Source organism: Blautia sp. Marseille-P2398 (assembly GCF_964240315.1).
Classification (GTDB): Bacteria; Bacillota; Clostridia; order Lachnospirales; family Lachnospiraceae; genus Blautia_A; species Blautia_A wexlerae.
The window spans coordinates 1-16225 of the sequence record NZ_CAXSTD010000009.1 but is presented as its reverse complement, the minus strand read 5'-3'; the positions used below and the strand labels follow the sequence as shown (position 1 = coordinate 16225).

Sequence of the window (16225 nt, the reverse complement as noted above, 5' to 3'; positions counted from 1 at the left end):
CTTTTAATTCCTGTTATGATACTGAGGATATCCCAGCAATACTTGCTATCCCTGATACCTTATTCTTTCTACCAGCGTTTCCTTTTTCAGATTACTGCTTAAAACACAGGAAAGCACAATTTGTAGAATACCAACCAGAAGAATCATAACAAGAATCGGGATAAGAGGAACGTGATAAACGTTCATTCCAAAAATCCCATTATGCTTCGCATAGGAAAACAGTGCATAGCCAAGAGGCAGACCGGCAGCAAGTGCGACGCAGATGGTGCCAACCGTAAAAATCAAGCCCTGTATTTGTAAGCACAGATTCAACTGCTTATTGGTCATGCCTACCGCTTGCAGCACACCGTATTCCTGCTTCTTCGTGGTGATATTGATGATCATGGTGTTTGCCAGATTCATAAACCCAATGAGACCGACAATTGCCATGAACAGATAGCAGCCAAGCTTCATCATACGGCTTGCGTATTCTGCGGTTTGCAATTCTGCGTGATAGGTGTTCAGCTTGATATGAGAAGTATCGGAGAGCAGGTCATTCAGGCTTTGCTCTACAGATGCCACATCTTTTTTAGCACAATCCACCCACAGGTATCCATAAGATGTCCCTTTCGGATTTACAGAGCGGTATACTTCTTCCGGAATGACCAGATAAGTGTCCGCGCTTACAAAGGAGCCTGCGATTTTTCCATGATAGGTATAGGTTCCGCTTCCGTTATCAAAGTTGAATGTAATCGGTGCACCCGCAGAATACCCGTCAGCTTCCATCCACATGGACCAGCCAAAGAAAACATCCCCGTTTTTGACAGCCTGTGTATAGTCCATGGAACCGATATCGCCATCCCCGCGCATCATTTCAAAATCCTCTTGATTTACGATTGCAACCGGAAATTTTGTTCCGTTCAAATCTGCAGAGACGATTTCTCTCGTCAGTACATCCGTTACACCGGGGATGGATTTGATTTCTTTAATCAAAGAATCATTCAGTGGGTTGTTCTGTAGGATTGTGTCCAGATTATTCTCCGAATAGGCTTCATCATAATTCTGGGAATAATCCAGCTGCAACTCAAATTGTCCATGGTTGATTGCAATCCGCGCCTCGTGCTCCGTGTCAATATTCCCAACATAATTAGAGATAATTACAAACAATACACAGGAAAGCCCCATGGTAAGAATCGTAGCAATGGTTCTTTTCGGATTGCCTGTCACATTTGCCATTGCCATGGAGAAAACGGTGACATCTTTTCTGCCTTTTCGTCTGCCCTGTTTTTGCGTTTTGGAGCCGTCAAGATACCGTGTCGCTTCGATGGGTGAAATCCGGGAAACAATTTTCATGGGTTTGCGCAGAGCCAAAACGACCGTAAGAAACGATACAAAAATGCAGATGAGCATAATTGTCAGTGAAAACAGAGGCACCTGATGGTTCTTGATTCCGGACGATACCAGATTTCCCTGCTTCACCAGCCAGTTGAAGCTGACTTTTGCAATCAGGAAACCAAACAGCAGCCCCAGCGGTATCGAAGGAACCGCCAGAAGAATGCCCTCACGAAAGATCAACTGCTTCATCTGCTTTCTGGTTGCACCCAGCGCCTTGATTTTTCCGTACTCCTGAACCTTCTGGGCGATCCCGACCTGGAAGATATTATAAATGACCACAACGGAAAACAGCACGATTCCGAGGATCAGGGTTCCACAAACCACAATCATTTCATAGCTCGGCTGCAATACCCACTGCAGGTAGAGGTCATTGATGATCACGTTTTTCTGGTCAATGCCGCAGGAATCCGCGATTTGTTTTATAACAGGCGCAACATTATTCATAGATACATTTGCAGAATCGCTCAAGGTAAAATAGATATTATATTGCCTGTCACCCTCCGCAACACGCTCATTATAAAAATCCTGCGAACCGAATACAACATAGGAAGCCTCGATGGTATATTCATCCCGGTCATATAAAATCCCGCTGACAGTAAATTCCACCGGTGCGTATTCCGACTGCATGCCGGAACGGTACTCCAATGTTACGGTGTCTCCGACCTTTACATCATGGTATCCCACTGCATCAAAGAAAGCGCGTCCTGCGGCAATTTCCTGCGCCTTTTCCGGATAGGTACCTTCCTTCAACACATATTCCTGATTATATGGAAGCATTTTCCTGACCGTTTCATCCGCACTGACAAAGCCGCCATTTTCATTTCCTTTCAGGATGCCCTCCGTACACATGATGCCGATATCAGATATCTCAGCTCTGCGTTCCACTTCTTTTAATTGCGTACCATCTGCGGCGATAAACAGGCCGTAATTGCTTCCGTATGAGCTTGCCGCCTGACTTTTCTGTAAATGAATTACCCCATTTCCCACAGTACTGATGATAACAAGCAGCATCGTGGTCAGACAGATTGCCATCATGATCAGTATACTTCTTGTCCTGTTCCTTTTGTCATTGCTATATGCAATCCTGCTTATTGTCTTCATCTGAAATCCACCACCTGTCCGTCCTCAATCACCAGAATACGGTCAGCGACCTGTGCAATTTCGTCATCATGGGTAATCATTACAATTGTCTGTCCATATTTTTTTGCTGTCATCTTAAGCAGAGCGATTACCTCATCACTGGTCTTAGAATCAAGATTTCCTGTCGGCTCATCTGCAAATATAATTTCCGGACGATTCACCAGTGCTCTTGCAATTGCTACTCTCTGCTGCTGTCCTCCGGATAACTGATTTGGCAGATTATAAATCCGGTTTTCAATCCCCAGAGTTGCAATAATATCATTTACATACGCTTCATCCACTTTTCTTCCATCCAGCCCCAGTGGCAGTACAATATTTTCCCAGACATTAACAGATGAAACCAGATTAAATGCCTGAAAAACAAATCCGATTTTTCTTCTGCGGAAAACAGCAAGGGCATCTTCCTTCATCCTGTATAAATCTTTCCCTGCTAAAGTAACACTGCCTTTTGTCGGAGTGTCTAGCCCTCCAAGCATATGAAGTAATGTACTTTTACCGGAACCTGACTTTCCAACAATTGCGACAAATTCTCCCTGCTCAATCTGAATGTCCACCTGATTGACCGCTTTGACCTGATTCTCACCTGCGCCATAAAACTTACAAAGCTGCTTGGTTTCTAATATCACACTCATGTGTTGCCTCCCTTTTCAATTCTGTAAAGCGTACCTTTTCAGCACGCTTTCTTTGCCTGTTTATATATTTGGTCATTTTTCAATCTACATCCAAATTGTATCAGGACAATCTTTCATTTCACTTTCAAAAAACGAGCAGAAATCTTACAGAATTGTAAGATTTCTGCTCACTTAAAATTTAACCAACATATGGTAATTGAATCACAAACGTGCTTCCTTTTTTCTTTTTGCCGGAGGTTACCGTAATCGTACCTGCGTGTTTTTCGATAATTTCTCTCGATAGAAAAAGTCCGATTCCTGTACCACTCTTTTCCATGACCTCCTTGGAACTTCCTCTGTAAAATCGTTGAAAAATTTTGTGATACTCATTCTGCGGAATACCAATTCCCTGATCCTCAATTTCCATTCTTACAAGATAGTTTCTTTTTTGTAACCGGATAAATATTTTTGAACCACACGGACTGTACTTGACCGCATTATCCAGAACGTTGATCACAGCTTCACCAAGCCACCTTTTATCCTGCATAATCGTGCATGTTTCCAGCTCTTTTTCATAGTCAAAAACGAATTCAATTTCTTTCTCATCCGCTTTAGGATAAGTGCGGTTCACAGCAGATATGACAGTATCCATAAGCGGAAGTTTTTTCTTATTAATCTGAATCAGTCCAGTTTCCATCTTGGATATTTCAAGAAGCGACTGCAATAATGTCTCCAATCCATCCAGAGCACTCCGACAACGGATACGAAACTCCTCCTGTTCTGTGGCACTTAAGTCATTCTGCATCAGCACACTAAAACATGTATCCAAAGCTGCAACCGGTGTCTTTAACTGGTGAGAAATATCAGAAACCATTTCTTTCGTGTTCTCCTTTTCTGCCCTTGCTTCTTCCTTTATCAACTGAATATGATGTCCGATTGCTTCAAGCTGGTCATTCAATTTTTCCAGTTCTGCATGATTTTCCGTTTTCAGTAAATCATCAAATTTATTTTCACGGAATCTGAGCAGAATTTCTTCCAACTGGTCTAAAATTTTCTGATGACACGCATCTTCTTTTTTCTTCCAATAAAGTAAAAAAGTCAAAAGAAGCACGCATATCACAGTGCTTACAGCACCGGTCACCATAACCTGATACCGGAATTGCGAATAAAATGCATTCCCTTTATTCCCCCAGTATCCATATTGCTCCAATAATCGCCTTCCCTGTTCGTTAGTTTCAATATCCTTATCCTTAAGCAATTCCGAAACAGCATCCAGCCCGGAAAATTCTTCCTTTGCAGCAATCTCTGTCATAAGATTCATTTTATATTTATAATCTTCATAAAACACATACGTGGTAAAGCAATTTAATATTGCAAACAATAATATGACAGGTAATACCAAGGAGAGCACTACTGTAATCTTCTTGCGATATCTCTTTGTCACTGCCTTACCTCCTGATTCCATATATACCCAAGACCTCTGATATTCTTTATATAGACCGGTGCAGCCGGATTGTCTTCGATTTTCTCACGGAGTCTTCTGATATTGACAGCGATTGTATTTTCATCCACAAAATCCCCTTCCAGATCAAACACATTTTCCAATATTTGTGTTTTTGAAAGAATCTGTTTCGGATTCTGAAGAAAAAAAGTCAGCATTTTCAACTCCGTTTTTGTCAGACTGATTTCACGACTCTTTATCAGGACTTTCATTTCTCCTGCGATAAATACGATATCTCCCGAAATCATCTTTCCGGCTTCCGTTTTCTCCTGTCTGCGGCGGAAATGTGCTTCTATTTTCAAAAGAAGTACCGAAAGACTAAACGGCTTTGTAATATAATCATCTGCCCCTGCTTCATATCCCATGACCTGATCCATCTCCTGATCTAGTGCTGTAAGACAAATAATGTATGTATTATAATTGCATCTCATCCACCTTACAAATTCCAGTCCATTCCCATCCGGAAGATTCACATCACAAATGGTAACATCCACATTATTATCACTTGCAATTCTTTTCGCTTTTTTCACTGATTCTGCTGAAAAAACCTCATATCCGGATTTTTTCAGTGAGAATGTAATTCCACGATTTAAATTTTCATCATCTTCAACCACGAGTATACCTGGCATAGCATCTGCACCTCTCTTTATTAACTATTCATCTTAAAATGCTTCAATACCTCCACAATTGCACTCTCTTTATCTTCTGGACACTGCGGTTGCCTACTATCTTCATTTTTAGGTAAATTATAATTCTTTCCAACCTCAATTCCGCATTTTCTCTTTACCTGTGAGATATACAGATTGGAAACCTTCATGCCGGCATTATGTTCAGCCACATACTTCTTTATCTCATCATATGTAGCCTTAGTCTCTGCAGATGTTATATCCATATCATCAAGTTCAATCGTGACATTAATGTAATCATCCGGCTTTTGTTTCAGTTGGGACAAAAGAACAACCGTCTCCACATGCGGTGTCGTTTTTCACTGCTTTAACAGTACGCGAACCCGCATAGTTACTGAGTTTTTACACCCTTTGACAGGTTGCTAATATCTGCAATCATAAGGTTAAGACATGGCGTACAGACCGTTTGACTTTGTAAACGTGTGGCGGGTACGCCGATATTTTGTAACACTTTTATAATACAAAATTATTCTAAATACTGCTACCAAATTTGGTAATATATCAGTACGCCGATTTGTTTTGGGCATTTTTGCGAATGGCATTAACACCCTTTCAATGTTCACTTTTATTGAAACCGATATTTTCCTTTTCCATGTCCTGTTACAGGTACGATTACCTCACTATCAACCAACAGTTTTATTAACTTGGAAGCTCCTGATGGCTTTAATCCAGTAATTTCTTCAACTATCGTTCTTCCGAAACAATTTTCTTTTCCACATTTTGAAAATATTTCTACTGTATGATTTATTGTTTTTTCTGAAATCGTATCTGAGAAAGAAAGTAATTTATTTCGAATGTCCACTTTTGTGCTTTCAATGTCCACTTCTCCACTCTCAATGTCCACTTTTACTCTTTCAATGTCCACTTCTGCAAACCTTCCACTAATGTGCATCGTACGATTATGAAGTTCATTCTTCTCATCCAACAATAAATTTCTTAAAAACAATTCCAAATACTCGGTTGTTTCATGAACACCATTTTTCAAATCGTTATAATTAGCCCTAACAAGTGCATTTCTAAAATACCATGCATTCTCCGCAAAAATGTCGTTAGTTGCATCAAATCCAAGTGTTCTAAGATACTTAATAAAAAATACTGCCGTAGTTCGTGTATTTCCTTCTCCGAATACATGTATCTGCCATAATCTTGATACAAAAAACGCCAGGTGGTGAATAATTTCTTCCATGCTCAAGTTTTTATAACTAAACTTCTTTTCCTCTGCAAAATCATAGTCCAGGGTTGCACGAAGTTCTGATGCACTTCCATAAAGAATCGTTGCTCCATTCAGCACCCACTCTTTTTTTGTGATATTATAATCTCTAAGTTTTCCGGCATGTCCATAAATCCCTGTAAATAACTTTTTATGAATAGAGATATACTCATTCGGAGTAAAACTAAATGCTTTCTCCGACAAAATTTTTGCTATTCTAACGGCAACTTTGTCGGCCTCTTCCGTACGGTCTTCTATATCTGCTTTTGGATTTTCTTCATAATACGTGTTGAGAAGTTCTTGCGCTTCATCAATCGAAATATCACCTTCAATATTCTTTATTGCAGTATCAATCAAATACTTCGAAGTCTTTAATCCATCCACTGCTTGAAGTCCGATAGCTGTATGCCAGGCATAACCTTTGTCTCTTTTATTCGGTTCTGATTGTTTCATATACTCTTTAAAGGGATCTTTATCCATCAAATTGCCTCCATTCATTTTTACCAATACCAGCTCTTTCTGATACTGTCTTGTAAAGATTTTTCCTTTTCTTCAGCACTTTTTTCATGCTGACGTTTTCCCAGATATTCATCCTCAGTCGCTATAGACGGATCATACCAGTCAGCTTTCTTCAGAGCCCATTCAATCCATTCTGGAGTAATATCTTCATTTCCACTATCTATCATAGCCTGAATATATTCTCTTATTTCCTTTGCAATTCTATAGTCTTCAGCTTTGTTTACAAGTTCTTTTACAAGACGAATTTCTTGTTCTTTTCTTTGTCTATTTTCTTCTCTGCGTCTCTCTTCTTCAACTCTCTTACGTTCTGCCTCTTCACGTGCTTCTCGTACAATTCTATTCTCTTCTGCCTTCTCATACAGGGTAACCAAAATATCACCCAGTCTATCTTCTAATTTTTCAGAATCGTTATCTCTTATGTAGCTTCGCGCCCCAAACACAATACGAAGTTTGCCATTATATACCTTGTCATACTTTCTAATTTGCGGTTTTGAAGCCCATCTATGATTTTTGATATCATCATTATATTTTACGAGCGCCTGTGCCTCTTGTTTAGTCATTTCATGCTTCACTTGGTCTTGACTCTCAACCATACAAAATCTAACAATATCTCCTCTAATTTTTACAGACAAATCACTATTAATACTTCCACCTAAAGATTCAATTGTTTTGAATACGGTATCTAATATTGCAATTGCACGTGACATACACTCATCAGACATTTCCTTAAAAAATTCAGGCTCGTTTTCTGGTTTGTTATGTCTTGAATTATAGTATGGTCTACTCTGTACTTCTTTCAGCTTTGACTTATAATCTGTAATATCCTTCTTGTATTGGACCAGCATTTTATGCAATCGTGTACTTTGACTTATCTGCAGATTGCATGCATATTCTAATACTTTATTTCTTTCCGTCTCATCCAAATAATCAAGAATTCCATCCGGCCACTCAGGTATGTTGTCCGTTTTTTTCTGCGGTAAATCCTCCTCGGTTACTACGTCCAATTCTTCTGTTACGTCAGTATGCACTTTCTCTACTACTTCTGCCTTAGCTTTCCGAATACGCTTAACAACCGCGTCTTTCGTTATCAATGAAATTTCTGTATCTTCCAATCCAGAAAATTCTACAATCTCATTCGATACATCTTTTCCCATATTCTTCTTAGTCCAATAACCAGAAGAAGGAAAAGATATATTTTCTACTTTACAAGTTGCTATCAGTTTACCATAATTCAAGTTATATTTTCTGGCTACCCCTGCAACTGAAAGAGCCCATATTTCATCATAGAGCTGCTTACGAGTCAATTTAACTATTCCTTTTTCATTCTCCATCCTGGCAGCTCCTTTCCTGCATATTTTTTGTCAACATCTTTGTATTTTCCCAGCGAAAACGCATATTCATAAAGCTCTAATTCTGCTGCTCCTCGTTTTCGCTTAATAGAAAAACCAAATCTTTTTTCATTTCTTCAAACTGTTCTATTATAGTATTTAGACTCTTTTCTATATTTTGAACTTGTACTTCTGATGTTTTCCCATACTTATATGCAATCAATCTCTCACCAATTATGTGATAGGACCAACTCTCAGAATATGTTCTATCTCTTTCTTCATTGTGAATTGCAAAACCAATCGGTAAAAGATCATTTCTCATGCCAATACTAACCGCCATAGGGGATATGCCTAGGTAATCTGCCGCTATCTTACATGTTATTTTACTCATATTTCTAATATCTTCATCTGTGTGTTTAGGCATAATTTATCTCCTTTAATAAAAATATTTTTCCGCCCTGAACAAGAAAAACTTTTTAAGCTATAAGTAAGTCGCCTTAAGCAATCTATAAGCTGCCAAACATGCAAGATAAGTTTTACCAGAGCCGGTTGCAAGTACTGCCAGATTTTTCTTGTTTCCCATTTTTAATGATTCTTCAAACTTTACTTCTGCTCTATATTGACAATCGCGAAGGCCACGCTTCTCGATTAACGGAAGAGCACCATACTCGGACTTCTTTCCAATACTCTGAAGCATCTTCTTAGGAGAATGCATCTGTGACAGTTCTTCATAATCACTGTTTTCTACCAACATATTTTTGAAATATATCTTATTTCCATTAGCCATATACACTAACGGAATAAGTTTCTCAAACCATAAACCATACCAGTCCTGTGGAGAAACAGCATAGTCCTCTGCCTGTTTCTTAACTTCATCACCTAGAGGATTCTCTTCTCTTTTTGCCTCAACAACTGCAATAGCTTTTCCATCAATAAAGAGAAGATAATCACTTTCTGTGTTTCCTCCCATCAAAGCTTCCTTAACAGCAGATGTGCTATTAGGCAGATATTCATTTCGAGCCACTATATCCCAGCCGGCATTTCTTAATTGCTTATCAATTTTTACACGAGCTTTTTCTTCCGGTAACATAGGCATACTCTTCCTTTCTAATCCATTCTCCCATATCTGTTGTCCCAAAATCAGGACTTGATATACTTCCCGGACTTAATTCTTTTATCCGCTGGTTTTACAGCATTCTTTGGAATGGCCCAAGTATTACCAAACTTCATAGCCCCTTCTATCATTCCTTCATTGCAGATTGTCTGCACTCTTCTAACTGATAAGTTCCACTTTTCTGCTGCTTCTTTAATAGTCATAAACTCCATATTTTCTTACCTCAATAAAGTTATAAAATGCGACATTTTATCCTAATTTCTAGTATAAGCGCCAAGACGCCGAAAATCAATCTAAACCTACATAACTTTCGGCGTACAGTCTATTACTTCTCCGCGTACAAAATCCCATAAAAATAACCTTTCAGCGTACTCTATACGAACTACGCCAAAAGGTTGATTTTCACTACACCCGTATTCTATTTTTCATTTCATGCACATATTTTATAGGCTTATTTTCATAATATATTCTAGCAGATATACCCCTCAACCCCGCTTAAACTAGGCATTTCTTAGAGAGGAGACAGACCGTCTCAACATGAACAGTCTGACAAAATTGATCAACGCAGCAGGCTTTTTCCAGCTTATACCCTGCCGCCAGAAATGCCGGAAGATCTCTTGCCAGGCTGGTCGCTTTGCAGGAAATATATACAATATGGTCTACCCCATAAGAAAGAATCTTCGGCAATGCTTTGGGATGGATTCCATCCCTTGGCGGATCCAGAATGATCACATCCGGTTTCTCCGTCAGATCATCCAGGACTTTAAGGACATCTCCTGCAATAAATTTGCAATTACTCAGGTTATTCAGTGCTGCATTCTGTTTTGCAGCTTCTACTGCCTCTTCCACAATTTCCACACCTATCACTTCGTCCGCTACGGAGGCTGCAAGCTGGGCGATCGTTCCGGTTCCGCTGTAAAGGTCAAACACTACTTTATCCTTCGTATCTCCGATATACTCACGTACGATAGAATAAAGCACTTCCGCAGCCAGTGAATTAGGCTGGAAAAATGAAAATGTACTGATCTTAAATCGCAGTCCCAGAAGCGTTTCATAAAAGAAATCCTGACCGTAAAGGATACGTGTCTCATCACTCTGCACCACATCAGAAAGAGAATCATTGATAATATGCATGATTCCCACAATTTTACCCTCCAGCGGAAGTGCAAGAAGTTCTTCTTTCAGAGATTCCAGATCATGTTCTTCCTGACTGGTGGTAATCACATGGACCAGAATCTCTCCTGTAGTCACACCGCGGCGGAGAAGCAGATGGCGCAGATATCCTGTATGCTGCATCTTTTTATAATAGGAAACGTTTCGTTTCAGGAAGTATTCATGCACACAAGTCAGGATTTTCGTCATATCTTCATGAACCAGTTGACAGTCATCTGCTGTAAGAACATCATAGGTACTGCCTTTTTTGTGCAGACCCAGCGTCAACGGACCATCCTTATATGCATCACCAAAGGAGAATTCCATTTTATTTCGATATCTGAATTCAATGGGACTTCCATGAATTCCCTCCCACTGGTAATCAGTGCCGTTCAATGCACCATCCAACAGTTCACGAACCTGACATTCTTTCATTTTGAGCTGGTTTTCATAGGACATGGTCTGATACATGCATCCTCCACATTCCGGAAAAATGCTACAGACCGGCTCTCTTGTTTCAAGCGGAGACTTCTCCAACACTTCCAGAAGTCTTCCCTCTGCACGTCCGGAACGCTTCTTATTGATCATAAAACGAACTTTCTGTCCGGGCATTCCGTTCTTTACGGTAACTTTTTGTCCGTCTGTTATCACAATTCCCTTATTGGGAAAATCTACTTTCTCAATCACGCCTTCATAAATTTCGCCTTTTTTCATATAACCTCCATAAAAATAGCCCCGGTATAAGCCGGAGCTATTCTTTCATTTTCATATTACAGGTAATTATTCTTCTTCATCTTCGAAATAATCGTCGAAGTCATCGTCAAAATCCTCTTCAAAATCTTCCAGATAATCCGGAGCAAAGAAATGATATACAGCAAATGCGATACCTGCTACTGCTGCAACTGCGCCAATGATTGCCAGTACCCAGAGGACTGTATTTTTTTCTTTCTCTTCTTCTTTTCTGTTTAATGCTGATAATAATTCTTCAATTTTGATATTCATAATCGCACCATCCTCTCAATAATTCATCAGCTGACACTTAACACTTCTGCCGTCTGCTGTTTAATGAAATTATTATAACACTTTCTCTGTAATTTTACCATAAGATATCTGCATTTATTCTATACTTTTGTTAGTTTCTTTATTATAATGATATCAGGGGGTTACTATTCACACAATCCCGAGACATACAAGCCAAAATTCCATTGCCACAGGCAATCTGGAATGAATTTTGCCCCTGACTTAAAAATATGCCGACAGCAACGATCTGATAAGAGAGGATAAATACTTATGGTAGAAACACTTTTTTTTGATCTTGATAATACATTACTTGATTTTAACCGGGCAGAAAGAGCAGCTATCGCAAAAACTCTGAAAAGTTTTCACATTGTTCCCGAGCCTTCAGTTCTGAAGCGTTACAGTGAGCTCAACCTCGCCCAGTGGAAGCTTCTTGAACAGGGCAAGATCACCAGAGACCAGGTAAAGCTTCGGAGATTCCGGCTTCTTTTTGCAGAGCTGAATGTGGATGTACCTGCAAAAGAAGCTGCACATACCTATGAAACTCTTCTGGCCCAGGGGCACTATTTCATAGATGGTGCAGAAGAATTGCTCGAAACTCTTTACGGTCAATACCGGATGTATCTGGTTACAAACGGTACCTTAAGTGTCCAGAAGGGACGGCTTAAAAGTTCCGGAATTTCCCGTTACTTTGAGGATATTTTTATCTCCGAAGAACTGGGATACAATAAACCGGGCAGGGAATACTTTAACTGCTGCTTCTCCAGAATCCCTGATTTCCATAAGGAAACATCCGTAATCGTGGGGGACAGCCTGACCTCTGACATCCAGGGCGGCATCAATGCCGGAATCCGCACGATCTGGTTTAATCCCAGCCATGAGAAGACTTCAGAAATCATCCCTGATCATGAATTTGACAGTCTTATGAAACTTCCTGAACTCCTGTCTCATATATAAAGCGGATAAAATCGTTCGCCTTACTGCTTATTGCTTTTCGCAGCCTCCGCAGGTGACTTAAGTCACCTGCCCCATTACTATATTTTTTTCAGCTTTGCAAATCCTGCGAACATTTTCTTTATTCCCACTTTGTCAAAATCAACAGTGACTTCATAATCTCTTCCGCCGTCTACAATGTCTTTGACAATTCCTACACCAAATTTAATGTGGCGGACAGTGTCTCCCACTTCGTAATCCAGTGCAGCAGCCTTCGTCACCTTAAATTCTCTGGGCTTGAATGTTTTCGTCTCAAAAGCCATTTTCATTTTTGCAAGGTTTCTATCTGCCTGAATCATCTCTTCAATCTTTTTCTTCTTTTCCTGAGCTTCCTGTCCCAGATCCACAAGCTCCCGCGGAATTTCACGTACAAATCTGGATACTTTATTATACTGTACTTCTCCCCGGAGCATCCGCTGTCTGGCACTTGTCAGCGTCAGATCCTCCATAGCTCTTGTGATACCCACATAACAGAGCCTTCTCTCTTCTTCCAGATCAGATCTGTCATCTGATATAATGGACATATAAGACGGAAACATCCCATCTTCCATTCCTGCGAGAAATACTCTCGGAAACTCCAGACCTTTGGCACTATGTAGTGTCATAAGAAGCACATAATCCTGATCCGGATCCACGCTGTCAATGTCTGCGATCAGTGCAATCTCCTCGAGAAAACCTGAAAGTGTGGCAGTCTGTCCCTGTTCTTCCATTGCTTCCTGATAGGATTCTGTCTTGGAAATAAGTTCATCAATATTCTCGATTCTTGCCTTCGATTCATCTGTATCTTCAGCCTGCAGCTCTGCCACATATCCGGTAAGTTCAATCACTTCTTCCAGAAGTTCACGTACTGTATAAGACTCTGCCTTACTCTTTAAACTCTGAATAAAGGTTACAAATCCATCAATCTTTGAAAGGCTTCTTCCAATAGACGGGACCTCCTCTGCCACACGCAAGGCATCATAGAAACTCACACTCATTTTATCCGCATAATCCTGTATTCTGCCAAGAGTTGTGGCTCCGATTCCACGCTTCGGTACATTGATGATACGGCGGACTGCCAGATCATCTCTGGAATTGTCAATTGTCTTCAGATAACATAACAGGTCTTTGATTTCTTTACGCGCATAGAAATTCACACCGCCTACAATCTTGTAAGGGATATTCGCAAGAAGACACTTCTCTTCAAAGAGTCGTGACTGTGCATTGGTCCTGTACAGAACTGCACAGTCTTTATACTTCGCACCATTCTCTCTGTGAGCTCTGGAAATCTCGCCTACCACATACTCTGCTTCCTCATATCCGTTCATGAACTGGCGGAAATGGATTCGTTCCCCCTCCGAATTCTCAGTCCAGAGTGTTTTTGATTTACGTGAGGTATTGTTTGCGATCACCGCATTGGCTGCATTCAGAATATTCTTTGTGGAACGGTAATTCTGTTCCAGACGGATGACTTTTGCATTTGGAAAAACATGCTCAAATCCAAGAATATTTCCAATATTTGCACCGCGGAATTTATAGATAGACTGGTCATCATCACCGACTACACAGAGGTTTTCATATTTAGAGGCCAACAGGCTTATAAATTTAAACTGTGCAGTATTGGTATCCTGATACTCATCCACCATGATATATCTGAAACGTTCCTGATAGTTTTCCAGAACATCTCCGCAGTTCTGAAAAAGCTCTACGGTCTTTACGATCAGATCATCAAAATCCAGCGCATTATTTCTGCGCAAAGCAGCCTGATATTCCCGATATACCTCAGCAACCTTCTTTTTAACAAAGTCCCCACCTGCATTCAGTTCCATCTCATCCGGTGTGATCAGTTCATCTTTTGCATGGGAAATCTGTGCCAGAAGAGAACGTTCCTTTGTTTTCTTGGTGTCAATATTCAGTTTTCTGCATACTTCTTTCATCAGAGTTTTCTGATCTTCTGTGTCATAAATAGCAAATCTGGTATCATATCCAAGACGGTCAATATAACGACGCAGAATACGCACACAGGTAGAATGGAATGTGGAAACCCATACGCTCTCAGAACCAAATCCCACTATTTTATCTACACGTTCTCTCATCTCACTGGCTGCTTTATTTGTAAATGTGATAGCCAGAATGTTCCAGGGATTGATTCCCTTTTTATCTATCAGGTAAGCAATGCGGTGGGTAAGTACTCTTGTCTTTCCCGAACCCGCTCCCGCAAGGATCAGCAGTGGACCTTCTGTATGGTAAACCGCTTCCTGCTGCTGAGGATTTAATGTACTATAAATATCGCTCATATTTTCTCCTGTCTTCTTCCTGTACGGTACATTATTTTACAAACAACCATGCTGATCAACAAGTTGATTTCTGCAACAATCTTTCAGATTCAAAATATGTACCGGTTACCGTTTACATCTCTCGAAATATTTTTTGTGCCTGAACAGGCATATATCTTTATGATTATACACAAAAATCTGTTCGCCTACAACTGATTCCTGTAAAGTAAACCTCACATGACTAAAGTCACGTGCTTCCAGACGCTTTAGGCGTCAGACTGAATATCGGCGGATACGCCTGTAATTTAGGTGCGCAGTTATGCGCATTTCCCATGCCGGATATGGCTGGTTCCCACATTACAGGTAGTCCGTTGTATATCTGCCTGTATCTATGCTGCTTTTAAGAGTTCCATTTCTGAATGGAGTTTTCTCAGATCCGCATAGACACATGAGGTTCTACGCTTTACAGGAGGGACTTTTGCCTCCAGTAAAGACCTTTCCGTTGCCGGAAGGGGTTTTAAAAGTTCTCTGACAAAATATCTCGCTCCTATATTATAGGATGCTGACAGGTCACAATTATATCGTTTTCCTGTCTGGAAAGTACAGAGGCTGTGATTTTCCCAGTCGCGTATTACCGCCCCGGAACCATCATAAGCCAGCCTGCTGGTATTCCATGCGCAGATCCTGGATACCCGCATCCCTTTCCTGTGTGCCTGATGTCCACAGCGCCTCTGGATATCCCGCTTTCTCCACAGGTGCAGTTTCTGTTTTTTCTTTCCCGATATCTTCCCCTGCATCTCCAGATACTCAAACACGATCACATCTGCATGGTTTTCTTCCGCATATCTTACAATCGCACCTGCAATCTTTTTGCCCAGTTCTGTATTCAGACGTTTCGTATATGCCCATCTTCCCTGTGTCTGCGCAGAGCCATGTTCCCTCTGGAATCTGCGGATCCGTCCCAGTGTGCGGTATATCCGGTCTTTTTCACTGGGATGATCTATGAATCTTCTTCCCAGGACAGTTCCGTCTGCCCGCATGATCGTACAGACTGCATCGGTATTGATCCCTAAGTCCACGCTGCAGATAATCTGTTCTTTCACAGGTGTTTTGGTAAGTGTTACTTCCTCTTTATAGGAAAAACGCAAAAAATACTTCCGGTGTCTCTTTTCCAGAGTCGGGGCAGATGCCTTTTTCCCTGACCAGCATTTTCTCAGATATTCCATATCCGTATGATCCAGACGTACACAGGACCATTTCCAGTCATGACCGTCATAGAGTTTCAGGTATGCTTCGTCTTTCCCTTCCGCGCCTTCACGATACAT

14 protein-coding genes and 1 pseudogene are annotated in these 16225 nt (G+C 40.6%); 1 reads left to right on the top strand and 14 read right to left on the bottom strand.

The window, feature by feature from the left end; all coding sequences use genetic code 11:
• Positions 1-45: 45 nt before the first annotated feature.
• The 12 genes and pseudogenes from ACESZG_RS11420 to ACESZG_RS11365 all read right to left on the bottom strand — a co-directional run bounded on the left by ACESZG_RS11420 (position 46) and on the right by ACESZG_RS11365 (position 11637).
• On the bottom strand, positions 46-2475 hold the full coding sequence (locus tag ACESZG_RS11420) for an ABC transporter permease (protein ID WP_373218319.1): 2430 nt from the start codon (positions 2473-2475) through the stop codon (positions 46-48).
• Positions 2472-3146: an ABC transporter ATP-binding protein gene (locus ACESZG_RS11415; protein WP_006426335.1), complete on the bottom strand. Its 675-nt coding sequence runs from the start codon at positions 3144-3146 to the stop codon at positions 2472-2474. Before ACESZG_RS11415 ends, ACESZG_RS11420 begins: the two co-directional genes overlap by 4 nt.
• Before the next feature lie 178 nt (positions 3147-3324).
• Complete coding sequence (locus ACESZG_RS11410; protein ID WP_373218317.1) at positions 3325-4590, bottom strand: sensor histidine kinase; 1266 nt, start codon at positions 4588-4590, stop codon at positions 3325-3327.
• Positions 4566-5255, bottom strand: coding sequence for a response regulator transcription factor (locus tag ACESZG_RS11405; RefSeq protein ID WP_008120506.1), 690 nt, complete (start codon positions 5253-5255; stop codon positions 4566-4568). The genes ACESZG_RS11410 and ACESZG_RS11405 overlap by 25 nt, the downstream gene beginning before the upstream one ends.
• 20 nt (positions 5256-5275) lie before the next feature.
• Positions 5276-5605: pseudogene (locus tag ACESZG_RS11400) on the bottom strand (23S rRNA (uracil-5-)-methyltransferase RumA); the annotation flags it as partial.
• A 272-nt stretch (positions 5606-5877) separates the two neighbouring features.
• Complete coding sequence (locus ACESZG_RS11395) at positions 5878-7002, bottom strand: Fic family protein (protein ID WP_138377098.1); 1125 nt, start codon at positions 7000-7002, stop codon at positions 5878-5880.
• Between the two features lie 20 nt (positions 7003-7022).
• Entirely contained in the window at positions 7023-8372 is a 1350-nt protein-coding gene (locus tag ACESZG_RS11390) for a hypothetical protein (RefSeq protein ID WP_128867972.1), read from the bottom strand.
• A gap of 76 nt (positions 8373-8448) precedes the next feature.
• A complete protein-coding gene (locus ACESZG_RS11385; RefSeq protein WP_373218315.1) occupies positions 8449-8793 on the bottom strand; it encodes a hypothetical protein in 345 nt (114 codons plus the stop codon).
• A 57-nt stretch (positions 8794-8850) separates the two neighbouring features.
• Positions 8851-9459, bottom strand: coding sequence for a DEAD/DEAH box helicase family protein (locus ACESZG_RS11380; protein ID WP_373218313.1), 609 nt, complete (start codon positions 9457-9459; stop codon positions 8851-8853).
• Between the two features lie 50 nt (positions 9460-9509).
• On the bottom strand, positions 9510-9695 hold the full coding sequence (locus ACESZG_RS11375; RefSeq protein ID WP_005339647.1) for a helix-turn-helix domain-containing protein: 186 nt from the start codon (positions 9693-9695) through the stop codon (positions 9510-9512).
• A gap of 283 nt (positions 9696-9978) precedes the next feature.
• Complete coding sequence (gene rlmD, locus ACESZG_RS11370; RefSeq protein ID WP_128867974.1) at positions 9979-11349, bottom strand: 23S rRNA (uracil(1939)-C(5))-methyltransferase RlmD; 1371 nt, start codon at positions 11347-11349, stop codon at positions 9979-9981.
• A 66-nt stretch (positions 11350-11415) separates the two neighbouring features.
• A complete protein-coding gene (locus ACESZG_RS11365; RefSeq protein ID WP_008706577.1) occupies positions 11416-11637 on the bottom strand; it encodes a hypothetical protein in 222 nt (73 codons plus the stop codon).
• A 288-nt stretch (positions 11638-11925) separates the two neighbouring features.
• Between ACESZG_RS11365 and ACESZG_RS11360 the strand changes: the two genes are divergently transcribed.
• Positions 11926-12609: a YjjG family noncanonical pyrimidine nucleotidase gene (locus ACESZG_RS11360; protein WP_373218310.1), complete on the top strand. Its 684-nt coding sequence runs from the start codon at positions 11926-11928 to the stop codon at positions 12607-12609.
• A 77-nt stretch (positions 12610-12686) separates the two neighbouring features.
• Here the strand turns inward: ACESZG_RS11360 and pcrA are convergent, their stop codons facing one another.
• Together pcrA and ACESZG_RS11350 are read right to left on the bottom strand one after the other, a co-directional pair.
• Positions 12687-14921 (bottom strand): DNA helicase PcrA, encoded by a 2235-nt coding sequence (gene pcrA / locus ACESZG_RS11355; protein ID WP_373218308.1) that lies wholly within the window; start codon positions 14919-14921, stop codon positions 12687-12689.
• 368 nt (positions 14922-15289) lie between these two features.
• On the bottom strand, positions 15290-16225 hold a 936-nt coding region (locus ACESZG_RS11350; protein ID WP_373218306.1), incomplete at its 5' end, for an IS200/IS605 family accessory protein TnpB-related protein.